Here is an 18,978-nt window from a genome sequence, read left to right on the forward strand (position 1 = left end):
AGATAGCCAGTGACCGCGCTCGCTAGATGCAATCCCAAGCCGCAGCGTTGCGGCTGATGGGTCGCGGCAGTGGGCGACGCTCGATCGTACGGGGTCTGCAGTGGTCTGCTCGGCGTCATGATCCCTCCCCGATACGACAGGCGTGCAAAAAATCCTTGCGCAGCATGAGGCCACAGCGACGGCCAACGGCATCCACCACCGTTAGACTGGGTAGCGTCTGCGTTGCCAAGGCCCGCACCGCTTGCAGCACCGGGGTGCGCTTGTGGGGCTCATCGGTGGCCTTCATCGAGACATTGACTGCGATCATTATTTGTCCTCCTGTGGAGCGGCTGTTCTGCGAGTTGCTCCGCGCTGTTCTGTTCTGTTCTGTTCTGTTCTGTTCTATAAGCTAGCCCTGATATTGAGTTCAGACAAACGAAAGTTATTTGACTTTAGTATCGGGTTTTCCGATAGTTCGATCCTTCTTCTCGCAGCCAACCAACAACCATGTTCGACACAGGAAAGCAGCATGCCTAAGCATCAAATTGACGAGGAGCGCGAAGAGCGTATTGAGACGGAAGTGCTGGTGGATACCTACAACGATGAGGAGGCGGTTGCGGGTTGGTCTTGTTATCTCGGCGAGAAGCTATCCTTTCCATTCCAGGCCCGCTGTATCAAAGAAAGTCAGCGCTCTCCCCTCAAGCTCGGTGAAACCGTGCAGGTACTCGGGATGATCAACGACGATGAGTGTCTGACCGATATGGCGGTCGAAGTGGCATGGGCCGGGAGAACCTGCGGCGTTCCGCTCTCGCACCTGCAAGGCATCGATGTGGATGAGCAGACGGCGGAAGCCATCGCCGATTGGCAGTACTGGCTGGCCAGCGGGAATCGGCTCTAACGCTTTTTGACATGAAAGGTTTGCGCTGGCGCTGCTTGAACAAGCGCTGATGGACATCGACCAGGTCAAGACCTTCCTCGCGGTCGCTGCGCATGGCAGCTTCCTTGAGGCCTCCGCGCAGTTGCATGTCACCCAATCGACGGTGAGCGCGCGCATCCAGAGCCTGGAGCAGCAGTTCGGCGCGCGCCTGTTCGTGCGCAACCGCGCCGGTGCCAACCTGACCCATGCCGGGGAGCGTTTTCTTCGCCACGCCAAGACCCTGCTGCTGACCTACGAGCAGGCGCGCCACGAGGTCGGCCTGCCGAGTCGCTTCCGAGCCAGCCTCACCCTGGGTGCGCGTATTGCGCTCTGGGACAGTCTGCTGCCGCGCTGGATCGGCCGCCTGCGCAGCCATATGCCGGACATCTCGCTCAACACCGAGATCGGCTTTGAGGAAGACCTGATGCGCCGGGTCATCGCCGGCACCATGGACCTGGCGCTGATGTACAGCCCGCGCCAAGCCGCCGGCATCCAGGTCGAGTACCTATTCGACGAGACCCTGATCCTGGTCGGCCCGGACCCCGAACGGCGCAAGCTCGATGACAGCTATGTCTACGTCAACTGGGGGCCGACCTTCTTCGCTCAGCATCGCCAGGCCTACCCCGAGCTGGAGCGCCCGGCGCAGACCGCCAACATCGGCTGGCTCGGATTGCAGTTGATCCTCGCCAACGGCGGCACTTGCTTTGTGCCGGAGCGGGTCGCGGCCTCCTATCTGGAGGGCGGTTGCCTGCACCGCATCCATGACAGCCCGAGCCTGCGGCTGCCGACCTATGTGGTCTATCCGACTGCGGGCAGCCGGGACGTCGTTGACGCAGCACTAGAGACGCTACGTGCGCTGATCCGCGCTGAGCATGGTGAACATCAGAACCCGCCCGCCTCCGATCGCAACACGGCCTGTTGCTGATGCCAGTACCTAAGCCTGCTATGCTTGGGCTCCGAGTCGCATGCCGTTGGGGCCTCGCCCGTATGCGCTCTAACGGGAGGTCATGATGTCCGCAGCATCGCAACCGCGTCTCTCCTTCGATGACTGGCTGGCCATTGAACGCACGGCGACCGAGCAACGCAGTGAATACCTTGCCGGCGAGGTGTTTGCGATGGCGGGCGGCTCCGAGGAGCACAATCTCATCGCGCTGAATGTCGCCGCAGAGCTGCGTAACCAGCTCAAGGATCGACCCTGTCGGGTCTACCCGAGCGACATGAAGGTGCATATCGCCGCCGCTGATGTGGGTGCCTATCCGGATGTGATGGTGGTCTGTGGCGAGCGCGCCTTCCACGACGGTCGGCGTGATCTGATCACCAATCCAATCCTGGTCGTCGAGGTGCTCTCGGATTCCACCGAGGCCTATGATCGCGGCGATAAGTTCTATTATTATCGGAGCCTCGAGAGCCTGCAGGCCTATCTGCTGCTGTCGCAAACACGGATGCAAGCGGAGCTGTTCCTGCGCCAGCCCGATGGCACTTGGAGTCTGAGCAGCTACCAAGGCCCAGCGGATTCCATCCCGCTGCACCTGATTCAGGCCGAGCTGTCGCTGGCTGAGGTCTATGACAAGGTGGAGCTGCTAAGCGTGTCGAGTCCGACCGCGCCGCGTCACGTCACGAGTAACCAGAGCAGGTCGAGTCGCGCGAGGCCTCGGTAGCGAGCCAAAAGCAAGGGTTAATGGTCATCGGCAACTGAACCGATTCGATCTAGTGCGAGCAGGCATGAGCGCAGGATAAGAACAGGTAAGCGACTATGCGACTCGGTCCAGCGTACAGGCTGGCGAACGCTGGGCATCAGCACCAACACCCCGGCGCATAAAGTGCCAAGGGCAAGATACCGCGACTTAGCAGCGAGCTGTCGCAGAAGCAATTTACCACTCACTGGCAAGACCTAAGGCTGAGCATATGAGGAGGCCGGCTTCGAGGTTTGGTCGCCTCTAAACGCCAGCGCTAGCGTTAGCCTCAGCGGCTCGCGACTCCTCGCGCTCTATCTGCCATTGGAGAAGCTGAGGATGACATCTGCAGACGATGCGCAATCGAGCTTTGATGCCGAGGGCGGACTCTGGCCCTCAGCCGACTATCAGGCCCAGGTCGAGCGCCTGCGTGCCGCGGTCGGTGAGCGGATCTACCTCGCGGAGTTGCGCGATACCGAGATCCAGCTGAGTGTTCGGCTCACCGATCGGGCCTATGAGCTGCTTGGCGTGATCGATTTCCCGCGCCCGGACCCCGCGCGTGGGCTGGCGCCACATCTGATCTTGCTCGACGACGGGCGCGGTGTGAATCTCGGGCGCATCGCACGCATCAGCCTCCAACCCTTTCAACCCGCCGACAACCAGCTACTCTATCTCGACCGCGCGGCCGATCAGACCCTATTGTTTGCCGATCGGCGCCTGTCGCGGCGCTTCATCGCCGAGCGCACCCAGGCCGTGCTTGGGCAGGTGCTGGGGCGATCAGCAGCCGCTCCGCAGTCACAGCTTGAGTCTGCGCCAGCGGCCGCATCGCCAGCCGCGGGTGCGGAGGCCCAGGCGTGGGAGTATTCACCGCTTGTGGATGAGGATGACTGATGACTGAATTGAGTGCCGAGCGAGAGACCGCGACTGATCCCAGCGGTGGGTCCGATGTGAACGTGACGTCAACAGAAGGGACAGAGGGCACGATCTCGTGACGAATCTGTGACAGATCGGCGCCGTATCACCCGCGTCTTGATCACCCGCGTCTTGCCATCGCGTTGACGTGGCCGAGTCTTCGCCTAGACTCAGGCTCATGAGCCTACAGAATCTGTGCTTATTTCGGTTAAGAGCTCGCGGGTAGTAAGGTTTTCCGGCGGCTTGCAAATCATTCATTGAATCCAAGCGACTTACGCACTATGCAATCCTTAAGCTTGAAGGCCAAACTACTGACTGCTGGGCTTGCCGTAGCGGTCGGCCCGCTAGCGATCGTGGCTGTGTTCTTATATTCTCAGGCCGACGTGATCTCCGGCCTTGCCAGAGAAGCGATTGTGGAGCAAGGCCATCATCAGATGGAGAAGGAGATCGGTGGGATTATCGACACCGTCGAGATTACACAAGAGCTGCTCCAACAAAACGTCAAGACCTTGCTGAGCTTTGCCTCGGATAAGCTTGAACAGCTTGGTGGTCTTCAGTTTTCGGAGCTGAAGACCGTCGAATGGAATGCTGTTAATCAGTACACCCGCGCCCAGCAGATGATGCGGCTTCCACTGGCATTGCTTGGAGGCTCTATCAAGCTGGAGCCGCAACAGTCATTCGATCAGAGGGTTGCGCTGGTCGATGAGATTGGGGAGCTGACAGGCGATACGGCAACCCTGTTTCAACGCATGAATCCCGCTGGCGATATGCTGCGCATTGCAACCAATGTGGAAAAAGACGGTCAACGGGCAGTCGGCACCTTTATCCCTGCAATTAATCCGGATGGTGAGCCTAATCCGGTGCTGTCTGAGGTGCTTGACGGGAAAACTTACATTGGCCGCGCCTTTGTCGTCGATCGTTGGTATGTGACGGCTTATCAGCCCTTGATTAGAGAGTCTGGGCAAGTTGTCGGCATTCTTTATGTCGGCATGCCGGAGTCGATGGCTACACAACCGCTACTCGATCAACTGGCGGAAAGGCGAATCGGTGAGACAGGGTATATCTTTATTCTCAATACGCGAGGCGAAGACGCCGGAAGATATGTGCTCTCAGCGAAACGCGCCCGGGATCAGGAGACCATTCTAACCAGCCAGGATGCCAATGGCCGGTATTTTATCCAGGAAATGGTGGAGAGGAGCCAAGCGTTTGAATCCGGTGAGACGGCGCTGATTGAGTATGAGTGGCAGAATCCGGGCGAGACATCTCCACGGACCAAATTGGCTATCTACGCCTATTTTCCGGACTGGGATTGGCTGATCGCAGCAAGCGCCTACGACAGCGAGTTTTATGCGGCTGCTCAAGATGTAGAACGTTCTATCACCAGTGTCACCAACTGGGTCTTCCTGCTGACAGCGGTGATGGCCATTGTTGCGGCTGTCGTCTTCTTCCTGCTGACGCGCAGCCTAGCCGGTCCACTCAGTCGCATTAGCCAGGATCTACAAGCCGGTAGCCAGGAAACTGAGAAGGCATCTGAACAGGTTTCGACATCGAGTCAATCGCTTGCTCAGGGAGCCAGTGAGCAGGCCGCTTCACTTGAGCAATCCACCGCTAGCATGCAAAGCATGAGTGAATTGTTGACGCAAAACGCTGAGCTTTCGCGTCAGGCCAGTGAGTATTCAAAAGAAGCGGAAGACGCTGCCAAGCATGGGGTGTCTTCCATGAAACACCTGAGCGGTGTCGTGCATCAGATTAGTGCCTCGATCACTGAGCTTAACGAGGCGATTGCAGATATTCAGTCGTCAACGACGTCTATTTCTCAAGTGATTGATAAGATAGATAATATTGCGTTTCAAACAAATATCTTGGCCTTGAACGCGTCGGTTGAAGCGGCGCGCGCCGGACAAGCGGGCGCCGGTTTTGCGGTGGTTGCGGAAGAGGTACGTAACCTTGCGGTGAGGGCGACTGAGGCCGCCCAGGAGACAGCCACACTGATCGAGCGCTCGGTGGGCGCGAGCGAGAAGGGTGTGGCGATGAATGCAAGCGTCGTCTCGCTACTCGGTGAGGTCAAGGGAAAGGCGGAGAGCGTGGATGCGGCACTCGCGCATATCGATACCAGTGTGGCTCGCGTTCATGGCTCAATGAATGAAATGGATGCTGGTGCCAAGCAGCAAAAGGACGGCATTGAGCAGGTCACAATTGCATTGAAGCAGGTCAATGAAGTAACGCAGCAAACGGCAGTCAATGCCGAGCAGGCAGCCAGTGCATCCGGGGAGTTAAGCGATCAAGCCAATCGATTGCGACAGGTGGTCGAACGCCTCAACGGGATCATACAGGGAGGGATGTGACGGCGATGATGGCAGCTGCTTGATCCAGGATCAGTCGCCCGCCGATGGCTCCGAGCAGCCGCGCCTCGGGGAGCACCGCCAGGAATCCAAGGCGAATCAGCGATGGCGCCTTCAGCCCGCCGCAGCCGAAGTCCGCGTCCTGCGGCCTATCAGGCGCCGCTGCAAGTCGGAGGGAGCAATGCCTTCGGCTGCGGCGAAGGTCTCGAGGGCGACGGGAACGTGCAGGATGTTGCGTCCCTCGAAGTTGCCCGTCTCCGTGACCCCATGGAAGCGGATCGCCAGCTCGGCGTCCTCGGCCGGCAAGGCGGCGCGCAGCTCGGCTGGCGTCCAGAGAAAGAAGCGCCCCTCGTCGCCGTCGCTGTCGGCGTCGGTGGCCGAGTAGAAGCCGCCCTCGGGCGAGGTCATGTCGCGCAGTACGTAGTCCAGGGTGCGGCGGGTCACGCGGGCGAGATCCGGATCGGCGGTGAGCCGCCAGCCGGCCAGGTAGACCCGCGCCAGTTGGGCCTGGTTGTAGAGCATCTTCTCGAAGTGCGGCACCAGCCAGTCGTTGTCGATGGCATAGCGGTGGAAGCCGCCGCCGACCTGGTCGTGGATGCCGCCGCGCGCCATGCTCTTCAGGGTGAAGATGGCGGCGTTGAGCGATGCGTCGTCGTCTACGCGCAGGGCCTGATCGAGCAGCAGCCCGAGTTTTGGCTCTTGCGGGAACTTGGGGGCAAAGCCAAAACCGCCTTGCAGCTCGTCGTGGCGCTCGAGCAGTGCTGCGACGGCTTCATCGATGAGGGCATCGTCGAGAGCTGCAGCCTGGCCTTGGGTATCGAGCGCCCGCTTCACGGTACGAGCAACCTGTTCCGCCCGCGCGCGCAGCGCTTCGGGTCGCGCTTGCCAGAGGTCTCGCGCACGCTCGAGCAGCTGAGCGAATTCGGCCGGTGGGAAATAGGTTCCGCCGTCGATGGTGTCGCCGTCCGGGGTCAGGATGCTCGACATCGGCCAGCCGCCCCGTCCGGCGAGTAGCTCGACGGCGGTCATGTAGGTCTGGTCGACATCGGGATGGACCTCGCGGTCGACCTTGATGGCGATGAAGTGCTCGTTGAGCAGCTCGGCGATGGCGAGATCCTCGAAGCTCTCGCGCTCCATCACATGGCACCAGTGGCAGGTGGAGTAGCCGATGGACAGAAACACCAGCTTGTTCTCGCGCCGCGCCTGCTCGAATGCCTCCGGTCCCCAGGGGAACCAGTCCACCGGGTTATGGGCGTGCTGCAGCAGGTAGGGCGAGTTCTCCAGGATCAGGCGGTTGGTGAAGCGCGGTTGGCCGTCAGGGTGCCGATGCTCGGTGCGGGGTGCGTAGTCCGATCCCTTGGCCGCGAGCGCGGCATCGAGCCGCTGTTGCAGTTCGGCCGGGCGGGGCGAGAGGGCCTCGGTTGGCTCGGCCGCCCCAGACTGGGTGGCGGCGAGCAGTGCAAGCGCGAGCGCGCGCAGATAAGCGGCGGCCGGCCAGCGTCCGGTGTGGGTCGTCATGGCGTCGTCTCCGTGGGTAGATTGTGGCGTCGCTCGTTGTTCCAGCCATGGCCTCGCGCCCGACGAAGCCCAGGTAGGTATAGGCCAGTGCATCCGCCAGCATCGCGAGCCCCAGCGCGTCGACACGCCTCGGTGGACGCTAGCCATCGCGCCTCGCTCACTCCCACTCCATCTCCTGAAACACCTGCTGGGCATTACGGCCTTTGAGCGACTCGTACTCTTCCAGATAGGAGAATCGGGACTGATCCAGGCTGCCGATCTGTGTGATATCGCCGCCGTCCTCCATGAGGGCGCCGACCGTCTCGCGCAGGAAGACCAAGTAGTCGAGCGTGTCGGCGCGGGCCCGAGCGAGGTCAGTGGCGGGGCCGTGTCCTGGCACCACGACCTCGGGCTCCAGCGCGGCTAAGCTCTCGAAGGCCTCGATCCAGTGCGCGCTGTTGGAATGCGAGCCGACCCGGAGCATGCGCCCGACATAGACGACATCGCCGCTGAAGGCAACACGCGACTCCGGCAGCCAGACCAAGGTCTCGCCCGGGGTGTGGGCGGGGCCGACCATCTTCAGCTCGACGTCTGTGCCGCCGATGCTGAGGTTGGTCTGCTCCTCGAAGGTTTCATCGGCGTAGACCGGCTCGGTGCCGGCCAGGCCTTCTGCGCCGACCAGGTTTTGAAGCCTCAACAACTGCTCCTGCAGGCGCGCACGCTGATCCTCGACGGCCGCTTGGCTGGCGATGATGCGGGCGCCGCGCGCCTTGAAATAGGCATTGCCGAGCCAGCGATGATCCTGCCCGCCGGTGTTGATCACCAGCTTCACCGCCTGATCAGTGACCTGCTGGATCAGCGCCTCGATCGCCGCGGCGCCCTTGGCGCTGCCGCCTGAATCGATCAGCACCACGCCGTCGTCGGTGACGACGAAGCCGAAGGTCGCGTTGTTGCCGAGGTTCTCAGCTGTACGGTTGCCGAATGGACCGACGATGGCATAGATGCGATCGTTGATCGGTTGCAGGCGCAGGCCAGTATCTTGGTCTGACGCCAGCGCGACACTGGCGAGCAACATGAGCGCCGGCAGCATCAGCCGGGACAGCAGCGTTGGATTGGGCATCTGTCTCTCCTCATCATTTGGGTGGTGTCATCAAAATCTCCCGCCCATCAAGACCGGCACCGTTGCCGTCTGATGCAGGGCGATCATTGCGGCCTACTTGGCCTATGCAGCGTGGGGCCGGTGACCCGCTTGGGTTCACCAGCGCTCGAGCTCATCGAGCGGCGTGGGTTTGGCGAAATAGAACCCCTGAAACCGAGGTTGGATCAATGTTGAAGCTTCGTTTGCTCGGCGTTCGGACGTTGGCCACTGAGATTGCTTTTGACAAATCCGTCCTTGTCGACCCATCCCAGCGCGAGACCAAAGACATCCTGGTCGCAGACCTCGATGCAACGCCCGCATTTGGTGCAATCGATGCTGTCGATGACGGGGCCATGGCTGCTATCTGACTTGAGTCGGGTACCCTTCAAGGCTGGCTTGAGCACTTGCGGCTCCGGGCAGACCTTGAAGCAATCTAAGCAGTCGTCGCACTGGTCCCGGCGTGGCGCGGCGATATGCACGGGCGCCGCCGCACCGATGGCGGCATAGCAGGCGCCGACTGGGCACAGATGACCGCACCAGCCACGGGAAACGATGAGGAGATCATAAAGAAAGACCGCGGCGAGGATCAGCCAGGCCCAGCCGAAGCCGAAGATCAGTCCTCGGTGCAGCATCGAGACCGGGTTGACATACTCCCAGACCATCCCTCCCGTGAGCAGGGGTAGCAGCAGCACCAGTCCCAGCAGCCACCAGCGCAGATGGCGTGAGATGCGAACGCCACCGCGAATGCCGAGCCGGCGCCTGAGCCAGGCCGCGAGGTCCGTCACCAGATTCACCGGGCAGACCCAAGCACAGAACACCCGCCCGCCCAGCAGCGCATAGAACAGCAGCACCAGTCCGGCACCAACGAAGCCAGTCAGCGCTGGCCAGTTCCCGGAGAGCATGGATTGGCTCAAGAGCAGCGGGTCGGTCAGCGGCAGGATGTCCAGCGTCATGCTCGAGGACAGATTACCAGTGACCAGCCAGGCGCCGAACAGCGGCCCGAGTAGGAACATGAACAGCACGCCAAGCTGATTAAACCGGCGCAGCATGAGCCAGCGGTGGCGTTTGAGCCAGGGCTTTCCGGGGTTAGTTGAGAGGCGTCTGGTGTCAGACACGGTCACGAGGCGCTATGGCCGTTGAGCTTGTCGAGCAGGTTGCCCGAGTAGGTTGTTCGGGCCGGCTGTCGTTCCCAGACCAGTCGGTCATGCTCGCCGCGCTTCCCCTGAATGAGGTGTCGCGGCAGAACCTTGATGGCCGCCTCGTCGAGGATGCAGGCCTCCTCGCACTTGCCGCAGCCGGTGCAGGTCTCGGCATGTACCACTGGGATCAGCAGCGCCTGCTGGCCGGAGCGCTCGTGGTGCTGGGTCTCGAGCGTGATCGCGTCGCCGCGGATTGGGCAGTTGTCGAAGCAGACCTCGCAGCGCTGCCCCTGGAAGGCGATGCAGGCGTCTTGATCGCTGACGATGGCGAGACCCATGTCGGCTTTGTTGATGTCGGTAAGCGCATGGTCCAGCGCATTGCTAGGACAGGCGGCGACGCAGGGGATGTCCTCGCACATCTCACAGCCCGCCTCGCGGGCGATGAAGTAGGGCGTGCCGGTTGGGATATCCTGCCCGAGTCTGGCCAAGTGCAGCATGTCGAACGGGCAATCGCGCACGCACAGCCCGCAGCGGATGCAGGCGCCGTTGAATTCCTCCTCGGGCTGAGCGCCAGGTGGGCGCAAGGCCCAGGCAGGCAGACTCGCCGCCCGCTGGCTATAGAGACTGAGCCCGAGTCCGAGCAGACCGACCCCAGTAGCGGCACGCAGTGAGTCAAACACAAAGTCGCGGCGGTTCATTTGAAGGCTGAAGGCTGAAGGCTGAAGTTTTTACGGTGATCGATTGTCTCTTCTAACGCTCATGGCGCGGTGCCACCCCGGAAGATGAATCGCGTGAGATTCACGTTAAAGGGCTTGGTGCCTGATACGGCGATAGCGGCTCGCGCTCATCGATCTTACCATGTTGCGCTGAATCCTCTTTCTGCTGCTATCCCTACCCGGTCACCGATGAGCGAAGACCAATCCTTTGAATTTCAAGCGATCGAACGCCCGCTGACCGCTGCGGAGATGACCGAGCGACGGCGATTCCGAGCCTTCTGGCGCGACGGCGCACCGGACCTGCTGACAGAAGGGCTGGAGCAGCGCGACGGCTACCTGGCCGGCTTGGGCTTGGATAGCGGCTGGCTGGTGATCTTCGATCGGAACAGCGGGCAGTTGCCGCTGGCAGAGCGGCTCTCGGACAGCGAGCAGCGTAGCCCCGGTGGGCGGCAGATTCGGTTGCTGCGGCTTTGAGTGCGATCAGCGATTGGATAGAGGATGCCTTCGGGCTCCTTAGCTCCAGCCAACTTAGTCCAATCAATGGGTAATGATCGGGAGTCAGCCAATGCGATTTTTCAACACAGAGGGGCCGGTCCGGTCTGACAAGCATTATTGCTTAGCGCCACTGCAGCGCTGGGATTTAGAGGAGGTGCTTAGCCTCATTGATCTGGAGAAGTACTTCCTTCTGCACGCCCCGCGCCAGACTGGCAAAACCACCTGTTTGCTGGCGTTGATGAACTATCTGAATCGCGACGGACGCTATCGGGCGCTGTACGTCAACATCGAAGCTGCCCAAAGCGCACGCGAACGCATCGAGCAGGGGATGGCGATCATCTGCAGCGCGCTGGGTCGCGCGGCCCGCTTGTATCTTGGCGATGCGCGCCCCGCTGACTGGTGCAGCGCTCAGGGCCGCGAGATCGCCGCCGGCGACCGCCTGGCGGCACTGCTCGAGTATTGGGCGGGTGCTGATCCGCAACCCTTGGTCCTACTGCTCGACGAAGTCGACACCCTGGTCGGCGACACCCTCATCTCACTGCTACGCCAACTGCGGGCCGGTTATCCGCAGCGTCCGAATCATTTTCCGCACACGGTCGTGCTCTGCGGGGTGCGCGACCTGCGTGATTACCGCATCCACTCCAGCGCCGAGCAGGCCATCATCACCGGTGGCAGCGCCTTCAACATCAAGGCCAAGTCGCTTCGGCTCGGCGATTTCAGCCGCGCCGAGGTGCAGACCCTGCTCGGCGAGCACACCACCGAGACCGGGCAAGCCTTCACGCCGCAGGCCCTCGAGCGCATCTGGGAGCTGACCCAGGGTCAACCTTGGCTGGTCAATGCGCTGGCCTACGAGACCTGCTTCGACAGGCCCGAAGGACGCGACCGCAGCCGATCGATCGGCATCGAGGTGATCAACCAGGCCAAGGAGAACCTGATCTTGCGCCGCGTCACCCATCTTGACCAGCTTGCCGACAAGCTGCGCGAAGAGCGGGTCAAGCGGGTCATCGAGCCGATGCTGGCTGGCACCGCGCTGGACGCGGTTCCCGAAGACGACATTCAGTACCTGATTGACCTGGGACTGTGCCGCATGGCGCCAGGGCAGGGATTGACCATCGCCAATCCAATCTACCGTGAGGTACTTCCGCGCGCGCTCACCTTCACCCCACAAGCATCCTTACCCAAAATCAGCCCCACCTGGCTCAATGCCGACGGCAGCCTGGACCCAGACCAGCTTCTCAGCGCCTTTCTCGCCTTCTGGCGCCGGCACGGCGAACCGCTGCTAGGCAGCGCGCCCTATCATGAGATCGCCCCACATCTGGTGCTGATGGCCTTTTTCCAGCGCGTGGTCAACGGCGAAGGAACCCTGGAGCGCGAATATGCGATCGGCCGTGGACGCATGGATCTCTGTCTGCGCTATCGGGATCTGACGCTAGGGATGGAGCTGAAGGTCTGGCGTGACGGCGCACCGGACCCGCTGACGGAAGGGCTGGAGCAGCTCGACGGCTACCTGGCCGGATTGGGCCTGGACAACGGCTGGCTGGTGATCTTCGACCGACGCAGTGGGCAATTGCCGCTGGCGGAGCGGCTCGCGGACAGCGAGCAGCGCAGCCCCGGCGAGCGGCAGATTCGGTTGCTGCGGCTTTGAGCACCCAGACCCCATGTTGAGCTTCAGATCGATGGAAACACCACGCTTGGGCACGATCGATGACCTACTACTAGCCTGGGACGGAGACGAGTCGGCCGAGCGCTACGCTTCCGGTCATGGGTGACTTGGTCCAATCAAAGTGAACACATTGCAATGACTCAACTGACGCTGGAGATGCCGGATGAGGTTTTCGCCACCTTGCAGAAGGGTCAGGCGGAGTTTACCCGCGAGCTTCGGATTGCCGCGGCGGTCAAGTGGTATGAACTAGAGCTTGTTTCTCAGGGCATGGCGGCTGAGATCGCCGGTCTCACCCGTGCCGAATTCATCACTGCGCTGGGACAGTATCGGGTGAGTCCGTTCCAATACACAGCAGACGAAGTGCTGTCGGAGCTGGTCAATGCCGATTGACCGGGTGGTCATCAATGCATCACCCTTGATTACGCTGTTTCGCTTTGGCTTGCATCCCCCTATTACCGCAATTGTTCCCCGAGCTGCTGGTTCCCGACTCGGTTTGGAACGAGATCGGCAGCTTACACTTGGTGTTCAAGGTCGACCTGTTGCATTGGGACCGCCTTGCCAACAAGCGGCTGAAAGACAAGATCTTGCGTGAAGGTTGCCCGTTCTTTGAGCGGTCAGCAGGTCTTCAGGCGGGGTTTGCGGCATGACACTGTGGTTTCCATGTCTGTACGTTAACCTGAATCTCACGCGATCATTTTTCGAGGTGGCCCCACGCCATATGCATTAGGGTGCCGACGCCGTTTGCTCGATGCGGGTGAGGAGGGCGTCGATGTCGGCGCTCTGGCTGGGCTTGAGGCGCTTGGCTTCGGTGAGGGCGGCCTTGGCGGGGCCGGCCTGTTTCAGATGCAAGTAGGCCATGCCGAGGCCGATGAAGGCGCCGGCGTTCTGATTGTCGCTGCTGATGGCTCGTTGGAATTGATCGATGGCGCTGCTGTAGTCCTGGCTGAGCAGGTAGGCGCCGCCGAGACGGGTGTAGGCGAGGCTTGAAGAGGGGTCGGCGGCGATCGCCTGGTTCAGGGTGGCGATGGCGGTCTGGGTTTCGCCGCGCTCGAGCTGCGCTTCGGCCTGCTTGATCAGGGTGCCAACGCTGGTGGCTGGGTTGGCGGGGCTAGCAGGACTGGCGGAGCTGCTTGGATTGGCGGGGCTGCCTGGACTGGCGACCGGGCCGTCAGGGCTTACTATGCTGGTTGGGCTGGTTGGGCTGGTTGGGCTGGTTGGGCTGGTTGAGCTTGCTGCGCTCACTGGGGTCGATTCAGCGATGCCTTGTTCCGTAGCCAAGGCGATGGCCAGCGTGAGGACGGTACCGGTAGTGATCAGTCGCAGTGCGTTGTGCATGGCGTTATTTGAGGGCAGTCTTTGGAGCGGCTGTCTTGGACGGTGAGTCGCTCTACTGCGCCGACCCAGTGGTCAAGCGATCAAGCGCAGTAGAGCGTATTGGTTTCGGCCAGCAGGTGCTGGCCGCTGTCAGTGCTGGCCTCTAGCCTGTGATCCCTGAGGGCCAGGCCAGCAGCGGCTGGAGGTTGGCTACTTCAGTGCCCCCTTGCCGTAACGCGCCTCAAAGCCCTTGCGCACGGTCTCCAACTGCTCCTTGTTCATGCCATTGAAGTACCAGTCGTGACCCTCGATTGGCTTGAAGTGCTCTTCCAGTAACGCGACGGCGTACTCATCGTTGCCGTCCTTCTTGATCACCACGTCCTTCAGCTCTGGAATCCACTTGAAGTAGGTGTGCTGGGCGACCTCATACATGCCGTGCCACCAGGTGTAGTCGGGGCCGCTCATCGAGGCGCCATGCCGCGCGCGACGGCCCTCGTGATGCCAGATCTCCCACCAGGTCCATTCGATCTTGTCATCGAACGGGGCCGGGGTGATGTAGCCCTTCTCCTTCAGGTCGGCCATGGCGGCGGCGATCGGCTTGGCGAACTTGTCGTTGTAGAGATAGACCACGTTGTCGAACTGCTCGTAGTGGCCGTCGATGACGCTCTTCTCGTGACAGGCGTAGCAGATGTCTTCCATCTTGCCGCGGCGATCCTTCCAGGTCAGCACCTCGACCACGGTCGAGTCCTTGGCTGCGTCGCCAACGGCGGGGATCGGCTGGCCCTCGGGCACGTCGAATTCCTCGCCGTTTTCAAGCTTGACCAGGTTGATCTTGGTCGAGATCGGAGGCCGCAGCGTCCAGGAGATGCGCTCGCCGACGTTATGGGTCGAGGCCTCGTGCGGCGACGCACTCATGTGGCAGGTCGAGCAGGTGGGAGCGGCGCTGTAGTCGATTCCGGCGACCCATTTGTCTGACTCGAGATTCATCTCGTCGACCTTGGCGCGGTAGATGATGCCGTGCTTGGACTCGTTGTAGACCTCGATCTGCGGATGGTCGGGGCCGACGTGGCACTTGCCGCAGGTATCGGGCGTGCGGGCTTGGGCCTTGCTGAAGCGGTGGCGGCCGTGGCAGGCCGTGCAGGAGCCGAGACTGCCGTCGGGATTGATGCGGCCGATGCCGGTGTTGGGCCAACTGCCGGCGAGCGGCCGCCCTTTGTCTTTGCCCTCGGTGATGAATTCGAGTTCACCGCCATGGCATTGCTTGCAGCCGGCGTTGACTGCGGCCGGGCCGCCAACCACCTCGCCGAGCAGGTTGTCGAGCGAGCCGAGGATCTGACCGGCCTTGGCGTGATGCGAGCCGTCCATCTCCTCGAATTCCTTCTCGTGGCACTTGGAGCAGTCCTTGGGCGTGACGACGATCGAGACGTAGGTTTCCTCGTGGCGCCAGGCGTCGACATCCCCTTCCTCGGCTTGGTGGCAGTCGAGGCAGCTGACGCCGTTCTGGCCGTGCTGGCTATGGTTCCACTCCCAGTACAGGCCGGGGTTCTCGCCCATGTGGCAGTCGACACATTCTTGACCTTTGGGATCACCCCAGTCGATACCGGGCTGGCCAGCGGGGCGGATGGCATGGGCGTTGGCGGCGACGAGTAGGCCAAAGACGGCGACTAGCAGGTAGCCGAACAGGCCGGCGCGCGGGCCTGAGCGTGTTCTCGACATGGTGCACTCTCCTCGATCTTGTCTGGCGATCATGACTGGCGGTCATGACTGGCGGTCATGAGCAGCTGGATGGCGCGCCCCTCGCAGGTTCTGGCGCTGGAGTGGGCGGCGGTTCGAGGCCCGTGCTGGGCGGCATCCTCAGCGAGGTGAAGCTGTCGTCAGCGTTGGTCTCTGATGTCATGCTGTGCGAGCAGGGGCTTGTAAACCTTGATCCGTCTCATGAATGGCCAGTGGGCCGGTTCAGAACCCCGGTAAATTGACGGATATCAATGATCGGCGCGATAACCAACCGTGCTTGAGCAGCATCGATGGGCCGACCGGATCAGGTCTCGACGCTTCGCAGCAGCGCGTGACTGGTTGCAAACGCTGCTCGAATCCTCTTTGATGCAGCCTCGCATGGTCGGGCCAGTGGTTGCGCGATCAGCTTGAGTCTGTTCGATAAGCGGATAAGCGGATAAGCGGATTAGCGATGACGGAAAAACTGGTCTTTGAATTCGTCACCCTGTTTGTGGTGCTGGAGCCGTTCGGGATGCTGGCGGTGTTTCTCGCGGTGACCGCGGGTCTCGAGGCTGGTCAACGCCGCAAAGCTGCGGCGCTCGCGATCCTGTACGCCTTCGCCGTGCTGGTGTTCTTTGTTGTTGTCGGCGAGCTATTGCTGATCCAAATGGGCATTCCGCTGCGGGCCTTTCAGGTCGCTGGAGGCTTGTTGCTGCTTCTGTATGGGATCGAGATGAGCCTTGGCGCCCATGCGCCCGGTACCGGGCCTTCGGCGGCGTCCCATACAGATTCCAGCAGCAGTATCAACTCATTGGCCGTGTATCCACTTGCGATCCCGTCGATCGCAGGGCCAGGGGCGATGTTGACCGTGGTTTTGCTGACTGATAATCGTGAGCACGCTGTGATCGATCAGCTGATCACCACCGCTGTGCTTGGATCGACCCTGTTCCTGTTCTTGCTCATCCTGTTGGCGGCCAGTCCGATCATGCGGGTGATTGGCCAGGGCGGCGCCAATGTCTTGCGGCGTGTGATGGGCGTCATACTCAGCGCGATCGCTGCCAATATGATACTTGGCGCCTTTCAGGAGTGGCTGGGGCTGCCGCCGCTATAGTCCGAGCTCGAGCAGTGCATGAAGGGCGCCATGCACTGCGGGCTATCGCCTTACAAGATCGGGATCATCGCGTAGCCCTTGGACTGATAGCCAATCTGCGAGACGAAGGTGTTGCCGACAAAGTCGATACCTGGCAGCAGCGTGCCGGGGTCGATCTTGAAGAGCCGGGCGGCGACTGAGCAGGCCTCCATGTGCACATTCGGTTTTGCCTGCAGGGTCTTGATCAGCTCGGCGACGGCCTCGTAGTGCTGTTCTTGATCCAAGGGGACATCGGTGTGCTGGGTTGATATCAGCTGCAGCGATGGCCCGCGGAAGGTGAACACCATCTCGGGCTCGACGCCTTGGCGCTTGAGATCCTCATAGGTCTCATCCATGACCTTCAGATAAAGGCTCAGCTTCTCCGGGTTGCCTACGTTGATGTCCCAGGCGACCTTGCCGGTCTCGACGCTGGCGAGCGCCCGGCTGTCGTCGGGCTTGGTGTCAGGGGCATCGGCCGCGAGCGTGAGGGTGCCGGCACCGACGAGATAGCAGGCGGCGAGGCAGAGCGCCCCGGCCCGGAGGCGAAAGGTGAGGGGGAGGGACATCGCAGTAGACCTCTGATGGTTGTTGTCGTTTGGTGTTGAGTAGAGAGTAAAGCCGTGCCGAGGCTGATGATTGCGCGAGGCACGGCGTTGGCAGCACTCGCGGCCACCCTGCCGTACTTGAAGCGCTCGCGCGCCTTGCGGTGGTCCATCACCCTCAATTATGGGGCAGGGTGCTCGGTTTTCGACCGTGCCGTAACCGGCTTCGAGTAGACTCGAGCAGGCGTCGTCAGGAGACCAATACTGAGATAACGAGGTTCAGCTTGAGCCATGGCTTCTATCGATTCTGAGACTGAGCAGCAAGGTCCGATCTGGGAGCTGGTTGGGTTGTCCGATTATCGGCTGCCCTCGGCGCCGACCGCGACCAGCGCACGGCGCGGCCTGTCGTCGCTGATGCGGCTGTTCGGACGCCGCCAGCCAGCGTCGCAGGGGCCGGTGAAGACCGAGGACGAGCTGCACAGACTCGAGCCCGAGCGTCTGGAGGCCATCATCAGTCCGATCGATTGGCACCCAGCCGCGCAGTTGCTGCAACAAGCCCTTGAGCAGCGCTCCAAGCTCGATCCCGCCTGGTTCATCATCAGCCCGCCCGCTGCCGGCTATGCAGGCCTGCTCGAGACCTGGGCAGCTCAGCAAGCTGCCGCCTGCATCCCGAGCCCGACCTATGAGATCGTTGCCGGCGACCACTCCGGCTGGCTCGCCGACTTGCCGGCTGGCGACGCCCCTTGGACGTTGCCACGGCTCGAGCGCTGCTGGCTACGCCATCCGGCTGGGCTCGGCTTGGTGCGCGAGCTGTTCGACCGCCTGCTCAGCGGCAAGCTCGGTTTCGGCCTGATCGGCTGCGACAGCTGGGCTTGGGCCTATCTGCGTTATGTGGTGCCGACGCAGGCTGTGCGCGCCTTGACGCTACAGGCGCTCGATGGCGAGCGGCTGGCGAACTGGCTCGGCCAGCTGGCGGCTGGGGGGCCGGCTGAGTTGTCGACCGGTTCGCCGACGGGTTCACCGACTGTTAAGCAGAAGGGAACGCCGACCGTTACGCCGACTGGCACGTCGACAGGTTTGCCAAATAGGTTGTCGGTTGCACACAGCCTGCGCCCGCGCCGCTTCCGTCATGCACAGAGCGGCAATCTGCTGTTGTCCGTGAACGATGATGAGGAGATCGGGGTTACCAGTGAGCTGCGCTATCTGGCAGCACAGTCTCGCGGCAACCCTGGTGTGGCGTTGCAGCTCTGGCGCTCGCGGCTGCGCTCAGAGCCAGACAAGCCGGAGGCCGTCGAGGCCGAGGCCGATGATGAGTCTGATGCCAAGGCGGGCGACGAGTCGGGCGAGGAGGCAGGCGGCAAAACGGCTGACAAGGCAGACGGTAAGGCAGTCGATAAAGCCAGCGACAAAGCGGGTGATACAGTCGGCGACAAAGCCGGCGATAAAACCGGCGACAGGGGCAGTGACAAGACCGGCGACAAGCCCAAGGTCGAAACCATCTGGGTGGCTCCGGCGGTCGATCTTGAGCTGCCGAGCGGTCTGGATGAGGCCGAGGCGCTGATCCTACACGCGCTGCTGCTCCACGATGGGCTGCCGACCGAGGTCGTTGAGGGGCTGTTACCACATGCGCGCTTCCAGACGCACTCCCTGCTGCTGCAGCTCGCTGCCGTGGAGGTGATCCGATCTGAGCCCGACGGCTGCTGGCGTGTCACGGCGTTCGCTTATGCCGCCGTGCGTAGCTTCCTCGCCGGGCGTCGTTTCTTGGTTGACGATGTTTAATGCGCTGATTAGTGCGCTGATTAATGCGCTG

At 61.8% G+C, this 18,978-nt stretch carries 18 protein-coding genes; 10 read left to right on the forward strand and 8 right to left on the reverse strand.

Annotated features, from left to right (window positions below):
* Window positions 1-115 precede the first annotated feature (115 nt).
* On the reverse strand, window positions 116-307 hold the full coding sequence (locus CKO42_RS14290) for a hypothetical protein (protein WP_200245187.1): 192 nt from the start codon (window positions 305-307) through the stop codon (window positions 116-118).
* Between the two features lie 201 nt (window positions 308-508).
* Between CKO42_RS14290 and CKO42_RS14295 the strand changes: the two genes are divergently transcribed.
* The 5 genes from CKO42_RS14295 (at window position 509) to CKO42_RS14315 (ending at window position 5,825) form a co-directional block, all read left to right on the forward strand.
* Window positions 509-877, forward strand: a complete 369-nt coding sequence (locus CKO42_RS14295) for a calcium-binding protein (protein ID WP_200245189.1) — start codon at window positions 509-511, stop codon at window positions 875-877.
* 49 nt (window positions 878-926) lie between these two features.
* A complete protein-coding gene (locus CKO42_RS14300) occupies window positions 927-1,820 on the forward strand; it encodes a LysR family transcriptional regulator (RefSeq protein WP_200245191.1) in 894 nt (297 codons plus the stop codon).
* Window positions 1,821-1,905: 85 nt separating this feature from the next.
* Window positions 1,906-2,553, forward strand: coding sequence for a Uma2 family endonuclease (locus CKO42_RS14305; RefSeq protein ID WP_200245193.1), 648 nt, complete (start codon window positions 1,906-1,908; stop codon window positions 2,551-2,553).
* 354 nt (window positions 2,554-2,907) lie between these two features.
* Window positions 2,908-3,459 carry a hypothetical protein gene (locus tag CKO42_RS14310; protein ID WP_242479395.1) on the forward strand — a complete coding sequence of 184 codons (552 nt, stop codon included), beginning with the start codon at window positions 2,908-2,910 and terminating at the stop codon, window positions 3,457-3,459.
* Between the two features lie 317 nt (window positions 3,460-3,776).
* On the forward strand, window positions 3,777-5,825 hold the full coding sequence (locus CKO42_RS14315; protein ID WP_200245201.1) for a methyl-accepting chemotaxis protein: 2,049 nt from the start codon (window positions 3,777-3,779) through the stop codon (window positions 5,823-5,825).
* A 111-nt stretch (window positions 5,826-5,936) separates the two neighbouring features.
* Here CKO42_RS14315 and CKO42_RS14320 read toward each other — a convergent pair whose 3' ends face one another.
* The 4 genes from CKO42_RS14320 to napG all read right to left on the reverse strand — a co-directional run bounded on the left by CKO42_RS14320 (window position 5,937) and on the right by napG (window position 10,294).
* Entirely contained in the window at window positions 5,937-7,340 is a 1,404-nt protein-coding gene (locus tag CKO42_RS14320; RefSeq protein WP_200245203.1) for a thioredoxin domain-containing protein, read from the reverse strand.
* Window positions 7,341-7,497: 157 nt separating this feature from the next.
* Window positions 7,498-8,439 (reverse strand): MBL fold metallo-hydrolase, encoded by a 942-nt coding sequence (locus CKO42_RS14325; protein ID WP_200245205.1) that lies wholly within the window; start codon window positions 8,437-8,439, stop codon window positions 7,498-7,500.
* A 203-nt stretch (window positions 8,440-8,642) separates the two neighbouring features.
* On the reverse strand, window positions 8,643-9,572 hold the full coding sequence (gene napH, locus CKO42_RS14330) for a quinol dehydrogenase ferredoxin subunit NapH (protein ID WP_322827479.1): 930 nt from the start codon (window positions 9,570-9,572) through the stop codon (window positions 8,643-8,645).
* A 2-nt stretch (window positions 9,573-9,574) separates the two neighbouring features.
* The gene (gene napG, locus CKO42_RS14335; protein ID WP_200245212.1) at window positions 9,575-10,294 is read right to left on the reverse strand and encodes a ferredoxin-type protein NapG; all 720 of its coding nucleotides are present in this window, start codon (window positions 10,292-10,294) and stop codon (window positions 9,575-9,577) included.
* 207 nt (window positions 10,295-10,501) lie between these two features.
* On the opposite strand from napG, the gene CKO42_RS14340 reads away from it, so the two are divergent.
* The 3 genes from CKO42_RS14340 to CKO42_RS14350 all read left to right on the forward strand — a co-directional run bounded on the left by CKO42_RS14340 (window position 10,502) and on the right by CKO42_RS14350 (window position 12,860).
* Entirely contained in the window at window positions 10,502-10,786 is a 285-nt protein-coding gene (locus CKO42_RS14340) for a hypothetical protein (protein WP_200245214.1), read from the forward strand.
* A gap of 91 nt (window positions 10,787-10,877) precedes the next feature.
* A complete protein-coding gene (locus CKO42_RS14345; protein ID WP_200245216.1) occupies window positions 10,878-12,452 on the forward strand; it encodes an AAA-like domain-containing protein in 1,575 nt (524 codons plus the stop codon).
* A 153-nt stretch (window positions 12,453-12,605) separates the two neighbouring features.
* Window positions 12,606-12,860: a UPF0175 family protein gene (locus CKO42_RS14350; RefSeq protein WP_200245218.1), complete on the forward strand. Its 255-nt coding sequence runs from the start codon at window positions 12,606-12,608 to the stop codon at window positions 12,858-12,860.
* Window positions 12,861-13,193: 333 nt separating this feature from the next.
* On the opposite strand, the gene CKO42_RS14355 is transcribed toward CKO42_RS14350, so the two are convergent.
* Complete coding sequence (locus CKO42_RS14355; RefSeq protein ID WP_200245224.1) at window positions 13,194-13,805, reverse strand: tetratricopeptide repeat protein; 612 nt, start codon at window positions 13,803-13,805, stop codon at window positions 13,194-13,196.
* Window positions 13,806-13,994: 189 nt separating this feature from the next.
* Window positions 13,995-15,500, reverse strand: a complete 1,506-nt coding sequence (locus tag CKO42_RS14360) for a multiheme c-type cytochrome (RefSeq protein WP_200245226.1) — start codon at window positions 15,498-15,500, stop codon at window positions 13,995-13,997.
* A gap of 469 nt (window positions 15,501-15,969) precedes the next feature.
* Between CKO42_RS14360 and CKO42_RS14365 the strand changes: the two genes are divergently transcribed.
* On the forward strand, window positions 15,970-16,608 hold the full coding sequence (locus CKO42_RS14365) for a MarC family protein (RefSeq protein WP_200245227.1): 639 nt from the start codon (window positions 15,970-15,972) through the stop codon (window positions 16,606-16,608).
* Between the two features lie 50 nt (window positions 16,609-16,658).
* Here CKO42_RS14365 and CKO42_RS14370 read toward each other — a convergent pair whose 3' ends face one another.
* Window positions 16,659-17,192: a DsrE family protein gene (locus CKO42_RS14370; protein ID WP_200245229.1), complete on the reverse strand. Its 534-nt coding sequence runs from the start codon at window positions 17,190-17,192 to the stop codon at window positions 16,659-16,661.
* A 267-nt stretch (window positions 17,193-17,459) separates the two neighbouring features.
* Between CKO42_RS14370 and CKO42_RS14375 the strand changes: the two genes are divergently transcribed.
* Window positions 17,460-18,947, forward strand: a complete 1,488-nt coding sequence (locus tag CKO42_RS14375) for an antitoxin (RefSeq protein WP_200245231.1) — start codon at window positions 17,460-17,462, stop codon at window positions 18,945-18,947.
* Window positions 18,948-18,978 lie beyond the last annotated feature (31 nt).

It is taken from the genome of Lamprobacter modestohalophilus (assembly GCF_016583905.1).
GTDB classification, from domain to species: domain Bacteria; phylum Pseudomonadota; class Gammaproteobacteria; order Chromatiales; family Chromatiaceae; genus Lamprobacter; species Lamprobacter modestohalophilus.

Excerpts from the sequence above, each read along its gene's own strand:
- CKO42_RS14290 (WP_200245187.1), bottom strand. The coding sequence starts at position 307 with ATGATCGCAGTCAATGTCTCGATGAAGGCCACCGATGAGCCCCACAAG.
- CKO42_RS14295 (WP_200245189.1), top strand. The coding sequence starts at position 509 with ATGCCTAAGCATCAAATTGACGAGGAGCGCGAAGAGCGTATTGAGACG.
- CKO42_RS14300 (WP_200245191.1), top strand. The coding sequence starts at position 927 with ATGGACATCGACCAGGTCAAGACCTTCCTCGCGGTCGCTGCGCATGGC.
- CKO42_RS14305 (WP_200245193.1), top strand. The coding sequence starts at position 1,906 with ATGTCCGCAGCATCGCAACCGCGTCTCTCCTTCGATGACTGGCTGGCC.
- CKO42_RS14310 (WP_242479395.1), top strand. The coding sequence starts at position 2,908 with ATGACATCTGCAGACGATGCGCAATCGAGCTTTGATGCCGAGGGCGGA.
- CKO42_RS14320 (WP_200245203.1), bottom strand. The coding sequence starts at position 7,340 with ATGACGACCCACACCGGACGCTGGCCGGCCGCCGCTTATCTGCGCGCG.
- CKO42_RS14325 (WP_200245205.1), bottom strand. The coding sequence starts at position 8,439 with ATGCCCAATCCAACGCTGCTGTCCCGGCTGATGCTGCCGGCGCTCATG.
- napG (WP_200245212.1), bottom strand. The coding sequence starts at position 10,294 with ATGAACCGCCGCGACTTTGTGTTTGACTCACTGCGTGCCGCTACTGGG.
- CKO42_RS14340 (WP_200245214.1), top strand. The coding sequence starts at position 10,502 with ATGAGCGAAGACCAATCCTTTGAATTTCAAGCGATCGAACGCCCGCTG.
- CKO42_RS14345 (WP_200245216.1), top strand. The coding sequence starts at position 10,878 with ATGCGATTTTTCAACACAGAGGGGCCGGTCCGGTCTGACAAGCATTAT.
- CKO42_RS14350 (WP_200245218.1), top strand. The coding sequence starts at position 12,606 with ATGACTCAACTGACGCTGGAGATGCCGGATGAGGTTTTCGCCACCTTG.
- CKO42_RS14355 (WP_200245224.1), bottom strand. The coding sequence starts at position 13,805 with ATGCACAACGCACTGCGACTGATCACTACCGGTACCGTCCTCACGCTG.
- CKO42_RS14360 (WP_200245226.1), bottom strand. The coding sequence starts at position 15,500 with ATGTCGAGAACACGCTCAGGCCCGCGCGCCGGCCTGTTCGGCTACCTG.
- CKO42_RS14365 (WP_200245227.1), top strand. The coding sequence starts at position 15,970 with ATGACGGAAAAACTGGTCTTTGAATTCGTCACCCTGTTTGTGGTGCTG.
- CKO42_RS14370 (WP_200245229.1), bottom strand. The coding sequence starts at position 17,192 with ATGTCCCTCCCCCTCACCTTTCGCCTCCGGGCCGGGGCGCTCTGCCTC.
- CKO42_RS14375 (WP_200245231.1), top strand. The coding sequence starts at position 17,460 with ATGGCTTCTATCGATTCTGAGACTGAGCAGCAAGGTCCGATCTGGGAG.